The 15,007-nt window shown below is 50.4% G+C and carries 15 protein-coding genes; 4 read left to right on the forward strand and 11 right to left on the reverse strand.

From position 1 onward, the window contains the following. Nucleotides 1-3: 3 nt before the first annotated feature. The gene (locus IEY53_RS00500; protein ID WP_189021666.1) at nt 4-2,379 is read right to left on the reverse strand and encodes a YcdB/YcdC domain-containing protein; all 2,376 of its coding nucleotides are present in this window, start codon (nt 2,377-2,379) and stop codon (nt 4-6) included. Between the two features lie 191 nt (nt 2,380-2,570). On the opposite strand from IEY53_RS00500, the gene IEY53_RS00505 reads away from it, so the two are divergent. Beyond that, nucleotides 2,571-3,509 carry a serine hydrolase domain-containing protein gene (locus tag IEY53_RS00505; protein WP_189021667.1) on the forward strand — a complete coding sequence of 313 codons (939 nt, stop codon included), beginning with the start codon at nt 2,571-2,573 and terminating at the stop codon, nt 3,507-3,509. A 117-nt stretch (nt 3,510-3,626) separates the two neighbouring features. Here the strand turns inward: IEY53_RS00505 and IEY53_RS00510 are convergent, their stop codons facing one another. From IEY53_RS00510 to IEY53_RS00550, 9 genes are all read right to left on the reverse strand, one after another. Beyond that, the gene (locus IEY53_RS00510; RefSeq protein WP_189021668.1) at nt 3,627-4,382 is read right to left on the reverse strand and encodes an ABC transporter permease; all 756 of its coding nucleotides are present in this window, start codon (nt 4,380-4,382) and stop codon (nt 3,627-3,629) included. Beyond that, nucleotides 4,376-5,164: an ABC transporter ATP-binding protein gene (locus IEY53_RS00515; protein WP_189021669.1), complete on the reverse strand. Its 789-nt coding sequence runs from the start codon at nt 5,162-5,164 to the stop codon at nt 4,376-4,378. The genes IEY53_RS00510 and IEY53_RS00515 overlap by 7 nt, the downstream gene beginning before the upstream one ends. Further along, nucleotides 5,145-6,170, reverse strand: a complete 1,026-nt coding sequence (locus IEY53_RS00520) for an ABC transporter substrate-binding protein (RefSeq protein WP_229695897.1) — start codon at nt 6,168-6,170, stop codon at nt 5,145-5,147. Before IEY53_RS00520 ends, IEY53_RS00515 begins: the two co-directional genes overlap by 20 nt. Before the next feature lie 376 nt (nt 6,171-6,546). Further along, a complete protein-coding gene (locus IEY53_RS00525; RefSeq protein ID WP_229695910.1) occupies nt 6,547-7,635 on the reverse strand; it encodes a Ger(x)C family spore germination protein in 1,089 nt (362 codons plus the stop codon). A 1-nt stretch (nt 7,636) separates the two neighbouring features. Continuing rightward, nucleotides 7,637-8,719 carry a GerAB/ArcD/ProY family transporter gene (locus IEY53_RS00530; protein ID WP_189021671.1) on the reverse strand — a complete coding sequence of 361 codons (1,083 nt, stop codon included), beginning with the start codon at nt 8,717-8,719 and terminating at the stop codon, nt 7,637-7,639. Between the two features lie 6 nt (nt 8,720-8,725). Then, nucleotides 8,726-10,060: a spore germination protein gene (locus tag IEY53_RS00535; RefSeq protein WP_308424198.1), complete on the reverse strand. Its 1,335-nt coding sequence runs from the start codon at nt 10,058-10,060 to the stop codon at nt 8,726-8,728. Between the two features lie 222 nt (nt 10,061-10,282). Further along, entirely contained in the window at nt 10,283-10,768 is a 486-nt protein-coding gene (locus tag IEY53_RS00540; protein WP_189021672.1) for a nitroreductase family protein, read from the reverse strand. A gap of 33 nt (nt 10,769-10,801) precedes the next feature. Continuing rightward, on the reverse strand, nt 10,802-11,377 hold the full coding sequence (locus IEY53_RS00545; protein ID WP_229695898.1) for a nitroreductase family protein: 576 nt from the start codon (nt 11,375-11,377) through the stop codon (nt 10,802-10,804). After that, nucleotides 11,374-11,871, reverse strand: a complete 498-nt coding sequence (locus tag IEY53_RS00550) for a MarR family transcriptional regulator (RefSeq protein ID WP_189021674.1) — start codon at nt 11,869-11,871, stop codon at nt 11,374-11,376. Before IEY53_RS00550 ends, IEY53_RS00545 begins: the two co-directional genes overlap by 4 nt. A 494-nt stretch (nt 11,872-12,365) precedes the next feature. Between IEY53_RS00550 and IEY53_RS00555 the strand changes: the two genes are divergently transcribed. Beyond that, nucleotides 12,366-12,551 (forward strand): hypothetical protein, encoded by a 186-nt coding sequence (locus tag IEY53_RS00555; protein WP_189021675.1) that lies wholly within the window; start codon nt 12,366-12,368, stop codon nt 12,549-12,551. Nucleotides 12,552-12,786: 235 nt separating this feature from the next. After that, complete coding sequence (locus IEY53_RS00560; protein WP_189021676.1) at nt 12,787-13,053, forward strand: hypothetical protein; 267 nt, start codon at nt 12,787-12,789, stop codon at nt 13,051-13,053. A gap of 293 nt (nt 13,054-13,346) precedes the next feature. On the opposite strand, the gene IEY53_RS00565 is transcribed toward IEY53_RS00560, so the two are convergent. Then, nucleotides 13,347-13,571 (reverse strand): helix-turn-helix domain-containing protein, encoded by a 225-nt coding sequence (locus IEY53_RS00565; protein ID WP_019908812.1) that lies wholly within the window; start codon nt 13,569-13,571, stop codon nt 13,347-13,349. 350 nt (nt 13,572-13,921) lie between these two features. On the opposite strand from IEY53_RS00565, the gene IEY53_RS00570 reads away from it, so the two are divergent. After that, nucleotides 13,922-14,899, forward strand: a complete 978-nt coding sequence (locus IEY53_RS00570) for a LacI family DNA-binding transcriptional regulator (protein WP_189021677.1) — start codon at nt 13,922-13,924, stop codon at nt 14,897-14,899. The last annotated feature ends 108 nt before the right edge of the window (nt 14,900-15,007 follow it).

Consider the following 15,007-nt stretch of genomic DNA (forward strand, 5'->3'; position numbering starts at 1 on the left):
ACCTTAATATTGCGGGTTGGAACCCATAACCTGATCTGTTTTCCCTTGCAGCTCCACCAGCTTCATAATAACGGAAGCGGCTGTCCCTCTGGTGACATTTTGCTGCGGATTAAACTTGCCGTTGTCATCCTGGAGCAAGCCCAGCTTGACGGCTACTGCTACCGCCCCCTTGTTGCTGATGGAAGCCGCGTCACTGAATTGGCTAACCCCGGGGTCTTTGTCCAGGTAGGCCGCAAATTTATTGTATTTAACAAAAGAGGTCAGCAGCACCGCCAGCTGTTCCCGGCTGAGCTTGCTTTCCGTTTGCAGCACCGTATCGCTGCTGATCCAGCCACTCGAAGCGGCAAAGCTGACCGCCTCATAATCAGGGCTGTCCGAACTGACACCCGCTACTGCTTTGCGCTCATTGTTGACGCTGTTATATCCTGCGTAATTCGGATTGGCCGCTTTGGCAATCAGTGTGATCCATTCACCCGTTGTTATCTCCTGATCCGGATTCACCTTGCCGTCCTCACCGGGCACAAGCACACCGTATTTCACCAGCTCGGCCAAGGCCTGCTCCGCAGCATGCCCTTTAATATCACTGGCCTCCACTGCTCCCGCTGAGTTGCCGGCAGAACCGTAAATATAACTCCATTTGCCGGTAACTGCATCCAGCACTTCAAAGTTATTTTTGGCCTCGACCGGAGCGAAATCATAGACAAGCTTCACCTTAGGTTCCGTATAGGAACTGTTAACCATATAACCGCCGATCTGCTTGTATTGCAGTTTGACCTGAAATTGCTTGGCATAGGCTTCCAGCGCTTCCTGCTTCGTAACTTTGGCTTCCGGCGCCTGCTTGATCGAACCGATGTTCTGGTTAATATTGGCGTTATAGCTTTGAAGTCTTCCGTACACATCCAGATTGACACTGACATTGCTGTTGCTCACAGGAATTTCGTTATGCAAAAGTATAAACTGGTACCGGTAGCCGGAACCGTCCGGAAGCAAGCTCCAGTTGTCGCCGTAATCAATCTGCTTCAGAACGCTGCTTGCCTTGGGGTACAGGCTGTTCACAAGCGCAACTGCCTTGGCTTTCGCTTCAGCTGCAGTCAGCTTCTTTGCACCGGCAGGAGCCGGGTTTACTTTACTTTTCCCATCAAAATTGTACTGCTCGGATTGAAAATTCAAAATCTGTCCTGTCGCTGCGTCAACCTGTGCATAGGATTGCTGCGGAGGAGTTCCCATGGAACGTGTTCCCTCTTCCCAGCTCAGCATCCAAACTTTCCGGCTGCTCTCCGTATACACGTTACTAAGCGTCTGGGAAGCCAACTTGCGGCCAGCCGGAATGTAGCCTACCTTCTCTGCCTGCTTGGCTGCCTGCTCTGCCGTAATCTCTGTACTTTCACTCCGGGACTGGAATATTTCCTTCCCCTGTGGCACATCCACATAGGTGACTGGCGCGGAAGGAGCTTCCGCACCCTCCTGGTCCAGACGTTTGCCGGTATGCGCATCCAGTGAATACAGTGCCTGCTCCGTCGGACGCCAGCCCAGAACCCAGCGGGTTACCGCACCGTTTTCATAAACAGGAACATAATAAAGACGCACATCGAAGTGGTCCTTTACGCTTTTTTCAGCTTGAGCCTGTGTGATTTTGGGCTGGGCGGATGGATATTCAAGCCCCCCGGAAGGTTTGGAGAATTGGGTAACCGTACCATCGCCATCTACAGAGACTACTAAATTGTTGACCTGGGAGGGAATCCCATTCTTCAAAACTGAGAAGCTGAAGCCATATTGAACAGGCCCGAACAGGGGGGTATTGTTATAAGAATAGAGATCGCCCTCCTCAAGCTTGAGGTCAGTGCTTTTGATGGAGCCTGCCGCTTTGCTAATAAAAGCCTTGGCTTTCTCCAACGCCTCTTCCCGGGTAATCTTCGGCGGGTAATACGTTTCATTGCCCTTGCGCGGAAAAGAAATATAAGTGTTGATCAGGTCCCCGGTAACCGCATCTACTTCGCTGTTGAATCCGTACCCCGAATTGCCGAGATCATATTGCCACTGAACATTCCAGACCATCTGGTTGGGACTCGGCGGGTAGCTGTTATTGCTTCCCAGTTCGACACGGGAAACGGTTGCATCGTTAAGTGCGGGAAACAGCTCTCTTAGTTTGGCAATTGCCTGCTCCTTGGAGAATTTCACTTTGGACGGATCTGCCGCCACTTCCACTCCAGTCTCAGCCGTGATCTTTACGTCCTCCGAGGTGACAGTCGTTGCTGCAGCAGCTGACGAAGATGCCGCTCCGGCCAAACTGGACGGTAATAACAATGCCAATGCGACCGCAGTCACAAGCGCTGCTTTGGTTGTCTGGTGTATAAAATGAGTGCCGTTGTTACTGTTCAAAAGATTTCATCCTCCCTTAAACGTGATTCTATACATTATATCTGTAATTTCATTAATTTTCCAATATTTCTTGTCTTAAGGAAATGGATTGGGAAAGCGGTCATTGCTTTATAGGAATGTTGTTTGAATAGCCCGGCACAATCTGCTACACTGTCGGGACATCCATTTACTATTGTCAGGAGCTGGACGATTTGAACACACAGCAGCTAGACCCCCTCCTTCGCGGACTGCAGGAGCTAGAAATCCGCAGCTGCCTGATCCGGCAAAAGGACATAACCGTACTTGAATACTACCGTGAACCGCAATCGGCCACAGAACCCGGCAAAATAAACTCCTGCACCAAAAGCGTTGTCGCCGCTTTGGTCTGCATAGCTATAGATCAACATATTTTACCGCATCAAGACACGAATATCCGCCATTTCTTCCCGCAGCTTACGCACGATAAGGATATCCGCAAACGGGAGATTACCCTTTCGCATCTGCTGACCATGTCCGCAGGCTTCAAGTGGAGTGAATTCGGCGGAGCTAATTCGTTCCCGACCATGACCAAGACGGACGACTGGGTCCAGTTCGTCCTGTCCCAGCCGCTGTCCGATGCTCCCGGTTCCCGGATGGAGTACAATTCCGGCTGCTCCCAGCTGCTCACCGCCATCCTGCGCCAGGCCACCGGTCAATCGGCGGCGGCCTTCGCCGAGCAGCAGCTCTTCCACCCGCTCGGCATCGACAGCTACCGCTGGGAGACCGATCCGCAGGGTACGCATACCGGCGGCTTCGGCCTGTATCTGCGGCCGGAGGACATGCTCAAATTCGGGCTCCTGCATCAGCAGGAAGGCCGCTGGAAGGAGAACCGGCTCATAGACCCGTTGACCCTCAAGCAGGCTACCTCTCCTCTAATGAATACGGAACCTCCGCGTACCGGGTATTACGGCTGGCACTGGTGGGTGTCTTCTTTTACGAACAGAGCAGCTGAAATCGGCTATTATCATGCGCTCGGTTATGGCGGCCAGTATATTGTCGTAGTTCCCGCTTACGATCTGACTGTAGTGGTTACAGCCGATCGTTTCGGCCGGAGACGCAAAGCAGTCAATGTCTTTCAGGAATATATTATTCCGCTGCTCCGCCAGGAGTAGAGGGGAGCGCACACAAAAAGAAGGCCGGCAGAAGATTAATCTGCACAGCCTACTCCCACAACAGCAGGGGTCCCGGCAGCCATTTTGCGGCTATCCGGGACCCCTCTCGCTTATATATTACTGATTCCGCCATTTCATAAATTTGTAGTCCAGCAGATCGACGAGCAGGAACAGCACAAACCCCACCAGACTGAACAGCATTATGCCCGCATACATCTCCGGATAGTCCAGCCTTAACCAGGCATCCATTATGAAAAAGCCCATCCCGTGCTCCGTCCCGTAGATCTCCGTGAAAAACAGCACTGAAATCGCCGTGCCCAGAGAGATCCGGATCGTACTGAGGATTACCGATAAAGCACCGGGCAAGGTCACATTCCAGAATTTCTGGGCAGCATTGGCACCGATGCTTGTCAGAACATCATAAGTGCTTGCGGGAATGGCCTTCACGCCATCCCGTACCGAGATAATGACCTGAAAGAGCAGGATCAGCATAATCATCAGGATTTTGGAGGTTTCACCCAGCCCGAAGAACAACATTACCACTGGCAGCAGTGCTATTTTGGGAACCGGATAGGTTAAATAGACAACCGGATCAAGCAGCCTGTTCCATAGCGGGGAGCGCCCCATCAGCAGGCCCACCAGCAGCCCGAGAACCAAAGCAACCGCGACACCGGCAAAAATCCGCATCAGGCTGTAGCCTACATTCAGTGCAATATTCCCTGCCCCCAGCTCAAACATAGCCCGGTACACCGTCAGAGGGCTGGGCAGAATCGGATGATTCATCAGTAAAAAGGCAAGATACCATATAACATTTATACCTGCAAAAACCAAGACCAGTCTGACAACCTGCTGCAAAAGCCGTTTATTCACCATTTCTCCCGCATTACCTTTCTGATACGCTTCGTCTGTTCAAAAAAGTCCTCACTGCTGCGTTTATCCTCATGCTTCATCCCGAATACGGCCCGGTTATCGACAATATCGGGCGTCTCTTCTTTGCTTGCAGGCAAAATGATGATTTGTTGCCCCAGCAGAATCGCTTCCTCCACATCATGGGTCACAAATAAAGCTGTCACCGGATGAGCCAGCCAATGCTCCAGAAAAAGCACCTGGAGGGCTTCCCTCGTTATGGCATCGAGTGCGGAGAACGGCTCATCCAGTAGCAGAATGGTTGGCATAATCGCAAAAGCCCGGGCAATGGCCACCCTCTGCTGCTGGCCGCCGCTTAGAGAAAGCGGATAACGGCCGGCCAGCTCGGAGATCCCCATGGAGGTAAGCCAGCGCTGAATCCGGGACTCTACCTCCTGCTTATCCGAGATAGCGGGGCGGGCGATCCGGAGCGCCGTCCGGATGTTGGCCCGCACCGTTTTCCAGGGCAGCAGCCCATAGTTCTGCGGGACCAGCCCGATCAGCGTTTCTTTGTCCTGCACGGCTTTTCCGTTAAAAAGCAGCTGGCCCGCATAATCCGGCAGCAGACCGGCCACCGCCCGGAGCAAAGTGGACTTCCCGCTGCCGGAAGGACCGATCACGGTATAAATGCCATGCTCCGGCAAAATGAAATTCACCTTGCCCAGCGCAGGCTGCCCGTTGTTGTATTCGACCTGCAGGTCTTTGACGCAAAGACCGCTTGAGTTAACGTTAGTTTTTGAACTGGACATCGGAGATCACATCTTCAGCCACGATCGTTCGGGTCAGCAATCCTTTTTCACGTGCCCAGGCAAAAGCAGCTTCAACCTCTTTCACATCCACTTGGTGGGCGGGCACATAATCCGGAACTTTAATCTCGTCCTTCAACGTGTCGGGATAACCGACTTCTTGAATAATCAGATCGATATATTCCGCTTGGGGCTTCGATTTCATATACGCCACAGCTTCGTCATATGCTGCATACATCGCCTGAATGGCTGCCGGCTTGGCATCAATGGCGCTTTGCGGGAAAGCCAGCACAAACGGATTCACTCCCGCTGTAACTGTAGAGCTAAGCACGTTCAGGCCGGCTGTCCGGCCCATGGTCACATAAGGCTCGGGCAGGATCGCCGCATCTGCTTTGTTGTTCTTGAGCAGCTCCAGACGCGTAGGGATTTGCGGCACCTCGGTCACGTGGATATCTTCCTCCGTCATCCCCGCCTGCTTCAGCATCATGGCTACGGTGTACTGAGTGGAAGTGTTTTTGGATAAAATAACGGATTTGCCCTTCAGATCTTTCACTTCCCGGATTTCCGGATTTCCGGTCAACAGGTCGAATTCACCAAAGGTCGTGCTGGTAATTTTGACATCCAGACCTGCCTCGTTATAAATGGAAATCGCCACAAGGTCCGCACTGAGTCCGTCTACTTTGCCTGCCTGAAAGGCTACGTCGCGGTCTTTGGCGCTTTTGAAGGTCTGAATATTGAGCTTCACGCCATGCTTCTGGTCAAAGCCCTGTTCATGGGCAATGATGAAGGGGATGGCATCAATCGAAGGAAGGAGTCCAAGGGACAACACCGGAATATCGGCTGCCGATGTTTCGCCGGGAGCAGAGTTCTCCGGTACTGCCGCAGATGCTTCACCTGCCGCTTGAGTATTTGAGGAGCCCGCTTTGCCGCCGCAGCCTGTCGCAATGATTCCGGCAACGGCCAGGAGCATCATCATCAGCAGCATTTTGTTCATTTTTATTTTGTTCATGAGTCTTCGTGCCTCCATATTCTTGTATGTAATTGTTCGAGCTGCCTGGCAGACTCTTGTTGTTCTTAAGCTCTACCTCCATTCCAGTGATATGATCCACTGCCGCATGCGGATTGCTGTAAATTCCACAAAGTTTGCGCATTTATTCACAAAAGGGCATATTAAACGTCCCAGGTTTGCCCAGGCAGTATGAAGTCAATGCCATTTTACACCTATTGTTGTATTTTGTATATTTATAAATTGAAATAGTTCTGTAAAATAAAAAGAGGGTGTGTTCCATAAGCCATCAAAATGGCTGCCTGGGACACCCCTTGTTTTTTGAGTAGGATGGACGTGGTACTTGGGAGAATATAAGCGTCATAGGGTCCGTATAGGTCTAAATATATTTCCCGTAGTCCTTAATCTTCACCTTGACCCGGCAGTTAATCTTCACCCGGGGATAGACGTCTTTCCACTCCGTAGCCTTCCACCTTTTATAGCTTAAACTGTTGCGCACATATTGCCCGATGCCCAGACTGTCCACTTTGTTGCGCTGCATGTCCTGAATCATTTTCTCTGCTCTGGCAGTGACATGAGCCGCTATATCTTCCTCCAGCTTTTTGCGCTGATCCGTATCCGTAAGATCTTCCTGCCCTGTGTATTCCAGTATAGAGCCCCGTACATTTACATGGATATCTGCACTGAAGCGCTCCCCTTCCAGGTGATGCACTTTCACTTTGCGCTTGCTTAAGAGGGAGCTGAACATCACAACCAGTTTTCGGCCTTCGACTTCACCCATATTAAGGGCAATTTCCCCTTGCTTCAGATTGTTCTTCATCAGTGCAAAGATCAGACCGTTTCGAGCCGGAATCCTCATCACATAACGGTCCTTATTAAATAAGGCAATCCCGTCGATGGTCGCTTTTTCACCGGCATCTTTGACCATAGGCGCAACCGGATCGACCCCGTCGTCATTGTAGTCTCTGGAGAACTCGTACAGTGTCGCCTTAGGAATGCTGTTTACGGAGGCTTCCTTTTCCAGCAGATGGTCGATATAACGGCCTGTGTCCAGATGGGATTTGTAGTTTTTGGACAGCAGCTCCCCGGCTCCGCCATTGACAACAGTGACTTTGACACCAAGTGCAATGGACGGGTCACGCAACAAGGTATCAATATACCTGGCAAGCCCCGCCTTGGCTATACTTATGCCGAATAATGTGTTGCGCATCTGCCCGCTGACTACGGTGAGGTCTGTTTCCCGGGAGAAAATTAGCCTCGCCTCTTTGATGCTGTCGTTCTCTGCGGTAAGCAGTTGTCTTTGAACGTCTGAGTCGGGTTCGATCACCGGAATACTCGATAGAACCCTGATTTTGTTATTCTCAAGCAGGTCATAGGCCGAGGTCTGAACTAGTGCCATCTGCTCCAGAATACGCTCATCGCTCTCACAGCCGGCCAAGAGACAGATTACGACAACTATGGCTAACATTCTACGCACGGGACTCCCTCCCTTGTCTCTGAATAAGCAACACCAGAATCAGAACTATAGGTAAGCCGAAAGCTATCCCAATCGTTACGTAGCCCAAATTGGTAATCCAGCTTACTACCTCATCCAACGTTTTGGGGATAAAGGAAATGCAGTAGGACACGGTAATCAGGGTAATGGTCAGCCCTTTCTTTTTAATTCTCGGAAAGATTCTCATCACCGTAACCTCAGCCGCCCACCAGTACATAACAACTGTAATCAGGATAAGAAACAGAAAGAACCCATACAGTAAATTCTCCAGCCGTTCAATAAAGGGGAGCTGTATGTAAGCGAGTAAATCAAGCAGGGGATAAATCAGTTTTTTTAACTGGCCCCAGCTGAAGAATCCAAAGCAGATCAGCGACAGACTGAGATAATTCAGCGTTAATAAAGTGTTGCCCAACTGTATGGCGAGCATCGCTTTTTTCCGCTTATCTATGTAAGGAAAAAACAAGATAGACAGCTCGTATCCCAGATAAGCCGAATAAAGTTCGATTCCCCCCTTAATCTGATCATGGCCGCCTTGCAGCAGGAATGGAGTCAGACGCTCCCAGCGAAAGGAAGGGAAAAACCACAGCAGCAGTAAAGACATCCATATGGTCATCCAGAAGAACAGCGTGGCCGCTTTGGAGATGGTGTAAATGCCTTTAGCAAGCAGCAAATAAATGAGCACATCCACAGCCAGCTTAAAGAACATCGGGTTCGTAGTCGGAAAGGAAATCATCTGAAACAAAAGAATGTATTTCTTGCCGATCATACATCCGAACATCAACCAGACGGAGGCCAGTGAGACATACACAGGATAAAGTATCAGCTTGGGGAGACTTTGTTCCAGTATCTCGAAGATCGGGCGCCCCCCACCCAGCTTGTAGACAAGTGCAATCAGGCCGATGTTGCCTGCAGACAGCAGATAACATACCAGCAAAAAGAGCCATCCGTTGGTTCCGAAATAATCGGCCAGCTGTCTCGGCAAGGTGAACACAACGATTCCGGCCTGGGTCGTGTACACCAGAATGGCAATATGGAAAGGCTGCAGTTTTTCCTTCACTAGGCTTCACTCCTGCTTTTTGTCGGTTTGCCTCGTTGAATTGGGCGTCTTGACCTGGGTAGGACGTTTGGTCAGCATGGAAAAGGGAGCGCGTATAAAAACGTCCTTCCAATCACTCGGCTTCATGGGGGCAAGCGGGATCATATAGGATGCCTTCAAGCTCGTCAGGCCCGACAAATGGATAATGATCAGGGCTATCCCCATGACCAATCCCATATTGCCCCATGTTCCGGCAAGAATAATCAGACCGAATCGAATGAGGCGGATCGACGCGCTCATCATATAGCTGGGAATTACAAAGGAGGCAATCGCGGAAGTGGCCACCGCGATAATCAGGATATTACTGGTCAGTCCGGCCTGTACCGCAGCTTGCCCAATGACAATACCGCCAACGATCCCGATCGTTTGCCCGATTTTGGTAGGAAGACGCGCCCCCGCTTCCCGCAGCAGCTCAATCATGGTCTCCAGCAGCAGAGCCTCATAGACCGGAGGAAAAGGTACCCGACTTCTGGATTCGGCCAACGTCCGGAGAAGTGCTTCCGGAACCATCTCATAATGAAAAGTAGTTACGGATACATACATGGCTGTAAACGTAACCGTAATGAGCAACGCCATGAACCTTAACATGCGGAGTGCCGTCCCCAGGGCCCAACGCTGGTAATAATCATCCGGGGAAGCAAAAAACTCAAAAAAGGCTGCCGGGGCGCTGACGACAATCGGACTGTTCTCCATAATGGTCAGAACCCTGCCGCTCATCAGTTTGGAAGCAGCAACATCGGGTCTTTCGGTGATCATAAATTGCGGGAACACGGAATTCGGACTATCCTCCAGGTACTGGGTAAGGATGCTCCCGTCCAGGATCCCATCGGTTTCAATCCGCTGGACCCGCTTCCGCATCTCTTCCACGTGCTCCGGGTTGGCGATGTTCTGAATATAGAGAATATAGACCTTGCTCTTGGAAATCTCGCCGACAGAGCAGGGGATGATCTTCAAATGAGAGCTTTTGATTCTCCGCCGGATTAAAGACAGGTTGGTGGTGAGGGACTCTACAAAAGAATCGTGGGGCCCTGTGATCACCGTTTCCGTCTCAGACTGCTGCACACTGCGCGATTCCGGGCTATAGAGATCAAGCAGATAGGTGCTTCCGTCGTGAAAAATGGCCACACCGCCATTGACAATACCTTCAATGACCTTTTTGGCATCAGTGACCAGCACCACCGGAGCTTGCCGCAGCAGTTCTTTCACCTCATGCGGCCTGACATCTGTGAATGGCACCAGGATCTCACTGGCCAGCAGTTTGCTGTCAATGATAGAATCAAAATAGACAAGATCGGCCTCGATTCCCGATGCAGCAAGTCAACACATTGGTCAAATTCCTGCAAAACATACGGCAAGGTTGCCATTTCCTGAGCAGGAGCCGGTTCCATAAAAAGAGTTCCCCCCGCTTTCCCTGTTAAGATTCAGGTAGTATGCCCAGGAATTTCTTGAATATTAAGGGACATCACAAAAAAGCCTCCTCTGCCCCATCGGGCAAAAAGAGACTATTAAGAAATGAACCACCTTTTATAGCAGCTCGAACCTTAGCTCCGGTCTGCTGTCCGCCGCTGGCCTTCCCGGTACCTGTTCCGCATACCCCAGCTCCAATACTCCTGCTATCCATTCATTGCCCAACACTCCAAAGGTTCCCGCACGTTGCCGGTCATATCTCCATTCGTTCAGGGTGCGCCTGATCCCCAGGCCCTTTTCAGGGGCCAGCAGCTCCAAATTCTGCATCAGACAGCTCACAGCGGCGAAATCCTCTTCCCGCTTGTAGCGGTCCGCTTCTTCCTTCATCACCACAATGAGATAGGCCGGAGCCGGTTCCTGTAATCCCACCATACGGTCCGCGTTCCGGTGATCTACAAAAATAAAACGCCAGGGTTCTCTGAGCCCGTCATTCGGTGCCCATACAGCGTGATTGAGCAGCTCCAGCACAAGCTCCTGCGGTACCGGCTGATTGCGGAAACACACCGGGCCGGTTGCTTCCATGGCTAAATTGGCTAACAACATCCTGTCCTCTCCTTTCATTCAGAATGACATGACTTATCCCTGAAATACCGTCCATTTTTTCTCGGCAGGCGTTCTTTTGCGTCCTCTGGGCGCTTTGTTGTAATAACCCACATGAAGAATTCCAACGAACCTTTCATCCGCCCGCATGCCAATGCCTTGGAACAATCCTTCATTCTGGATCATCGCTTCCGTATCCCACAACATGCCAAGTCCCCGTTCCCAGCCGAGCAGCTGGAAGTTCTGCAGAATGCTGCAGACCGCCGCATAATTCCGTTCCGAGGCCAGGGGGTCCGGGCCTGTGCCGGCAAGCACAACGACATGGGCGGGAATGTCCATGAACCTCTTTTTGAACACCTCCAGCATCTTGTCCGGAATCAGCTTGCCCAGTCTGCTGTGAGACACAGTTTGCAGCATATAATCGGCCAGCCTTTTGCGCGACTCAGGGGTTCCGGCATACACACAACGCCAAGGCACACCGGCTGATGAGGGCAACAATTGGACTGCAGTCTGCAGCAATTCCACCACCAGTTCCTCGGCTACAGGTGTGGAATTGAACTTGCGGATACTTCTACGTTCCCTGATTAACTCCGCCAGACTCAAAGGGTTCACACTCCTTCGGTTAATTTTCTTTCCAGTTCCATACTGTAATCCTGCAAAAAATTGCGTATGACCCCCAGTTCGCCGTCCGTGTATTTGTCCAGAAATCCGCAGAACCGCTCAGCCTCTACCTGATGCAGTTGTGTGTGCAGATCAAATAATTGCTTGCCCTGAGGAGTCAGCCGGAAGTAACTTTCCTTCTTGTTGTCATTCAATTGTGTACGCTCAACGAATCCTTCTTCCAGCAGCTTGCTGCCAATCTTCGTAATACTGGCTTTGGACAAATCCATCACCTCGGCAATGGCAGTACTATTAATGGGCTCATTCCGGCCAATACAATCAATCACGTGAATAGCGGTAATGTTCCGGGGAAGTCTGGTGATCGCTCTCCTTTCGGCAATATCGAGTAATTGTTCAATTTCAATGTCCATATAAGCTTCATGCACATGCAGAAACCGGATGTACTGGTCATGCAATAGTTGTTTAAGCCTGTCCGCTGATTCCATAGCTGAGTCGCTCCTTGTTTAATAGTAAATCGGTACAGGGCTATATCCATTGGGATTAGGATAAGACCCCGCAAATATTGTTTACTAGTTAACAATATAGCATCATTGATAACAATTATCAACTGGAATAAAGCTGTGGTGAGCACGTGCCAGGGGCATGTCTATACGTTGCACTAAATACATCAAAAAGCCGTTTTGAGCCTTTCCAAAGCCATTCTGATGCAGTAAATACAGCAGTTGCGTGCACATGTCAGGCAGTCCTGACGGCAAACGGGCCAGGCCCGGTATTGCAAACTGGACTAAGCAGAAAATGTCCTTTTCCAGGAGACACTTTCTTCCCAGGAAAACACAACCCTTTTTAACACGCAATGTTCACAATTAAAACTGTCTTTTTCACGTGGACACACCTTTTAAAGAAACAATATCCATGCTACAATGAAAGCGTAAACAAATTAGTTCAAACCATGGATTCACCGCCAAGGAGGCTGGAAGAAATGCTGGCAGGATTGAAGGAGCTTAAGAATTGGGTGACCGGAATAGGGCAGCCGTGGACAGCTTCAGGAGATGAGGACTACCGGAGAATCGAATACACCGTGGAGCGCCATCTGCACACTCCGCAAGCCCGGAATCCGCTTACCTATGTGGAAGAAGCACGTATCAAGACTATTAAATATCATTAATCCCCCCGTGTAAAAGACAGATCCCCTGATCTTACATAAGACCGCCAGAACCGGACGTTGTTCCAGGTTGTGCGGTCTTTTATTTTGCTGTTGTCACATACTAGCGCTATAGGGACTTTAAACACACTTTAAATAGATATGGCACCCTATCATTACTATCTCCGCGCCCACATTCAACGGCCTCCTGTAAGTATGTTATACTAGTCTTAATACGAATCAAGCGAGGTGAAGCCGAATGAAATGGGATGAAATTGCCGAACTGCATCCGGGTCGTTTTGTCTTGGTGGAAGCCATTAAAGCAAGCTCCAATAACCGTCTGCGCCAATTGGAAGACCTCGCGGTTATTCAGGAGTACGACAATCCGCAAATAGCCTGGAACGGGTATAAGCATTTTCACAAATTACATCCAACACGTGAACTGTACGTATTTCATACCAGCCGAAGTGATGTTGAGGTAGTAGAAGAATTCTTCTCAGGAGTACGGCAGCGCACAGGAAGATAAGGCTCCAGCATGGCTTGCCCATCATCTCACTGACCTTAACCTATAATAACCAATCTGTTGTCTTACAGAACGTCAAAGCCGACTTTGCAACGATGCAGATTTACTATTCCAATTAATCACATAACTCGCAAACAGCCCGCAGAAGCATTCCACTTGGAACTCCTGCGGGCTGAGCCTTTTTCAATGGGCGATGCCTGCTTAACCGGGAAACCTAAGTATATACAACAAAAAACCTTCCCTTATCCCATAGGATAAAAGAAGGCTTAAACGCGTCATTTCCGTATGCACGGCAGCTATATTTTCAGCTCCCCAAGCTTGATCAGCTCGACAACCGCTTGCGAACGGCCTTTTACGTTTAATTTTTGCATGACGTTGGAGATGTGGTTACGGACGGTCTTTTCGCTGATGAACAATAAGCCGGCAATATCCCGCGTTGTTTTGTCTTGCACGAGAAGCTCGAATACTTCGCGCTCACGGTGCGTCAACAGAAATTTACTATGATGTTCGTTACCCTTCAATGGTGTCACCCCTCCTTGCCCTGGGTTTGTTTGGTATAACAAGGTAAAGGGATACAGTCAAAACATACTATGTAAGGGATAAGTTAAAGGTGCCGTGTGAGGTCTAAAATAGGCGCCCCAAGCCAAATGAAAAAGAAACGGCCGCACCCTCCTGCCGGGAGGCACCCGTTTCGTGTATACCGGTCCGTCACGCCCTTTCGGTCACGCCGGTTTAGTCCGGTAAAGATGTTGCACCCCCAGTGTAAAATATGGAATGGATTTCATAGCAAGTCTTTTTTTGCGAAGGTGCAGCGGCATTGTGATAAAATAAAAACATCACATTCACACATCCCAGGGAGGCTGCCGGTTCCATGGCCAACATTAAAGAGATTGCCCGGATTGCCGGGGTTTCCGTCACTACGGTATCCCGTGTGCTGAATAATCACCCCTATGTCAGCCCGCAGAAAAGAGCCGCCGTGCTTGCAACCATAGAACAGTTGAACTACACCCGCAATATGAATGCCGTACATCTGATCACCGGCCGGACCGGAGCGATTGGGGTAGTAATTCCGAACATTAATTATTATTATTTCTCCGCCATTTTGGAGGGCCTCGCCCGTGAAGCCTTGCCCGCCAAATACCGGCTCATCCTCTGCCAGACCAGCTACCGCCCGGAAGAGGAACTTCAGGTATTGGACATGCTGCGCAATAAGGAGATTGACGGGGTAGTTATCGTGTCTACTGCCTTGAAGCCGGAAACCATTGAAGCCTACACGGCATATGGACCGGTGGTGACCTGCCAGGACAGCGGGGAGCGCCGCTTCTCGTCCGTGTATTTGGAGCATTACGCCGCTTTTTGGCATGGACTGCAATATTTGAGGAATAAAGGTTACCGCAAAATCGGTTACTTCGAAGGACGGCAGCATGGCAGCAGCAGCGGCCTCAGGCAGAAGGCCTTCGGCGATTTCCATAGGGAGTCCGGAATTCCTCTGCACCCGGAATGGATTATGTTCGACTGTGCGACGGAAGAAGATGGTGCGGCCGCGCTGGACCGGCTGTGGCAAATGGAAGAGCGGCCGGATGCGCTGATTATTGCCGGCGACCATGTCGCAGCCGGTCTGATGATTGCAGCACGGAGCTATAAGATCCGCATTCCTGAGGATTTGGCCATTATCGGGTTCGACAACCAGCCCATCGGCAGACTGCTGGGACTGACTACAATAGACAATCAGCTGTTTGAAATGGGGGCAGCCGCTTTTCGTATTATCCATGATCAGATTAATGAAGACGCTCCTTCACCGGTTTACCGCAAGCTTGATTATCGTCTCATAGAACGAACCACGGTATAAAACCTCCAGCAATGCTGGGGGTTTTTTAAGTTCCCGCTTGGCAGTGAGCTATATCACATTTTTTTGTTGACAGGTATCAGGCACAGCCGTATGATAAACCCAGCATTT

It is taken from the genome of Paenibacillus albidus (assembly GCF_014644435.1).
Lineage (GTDB): Bacteria > Bacillota > Bacilli > Paenibacillales > Paenibacillaceae > Paenibacillus_AQ > Paenibacillus_AQ albidus.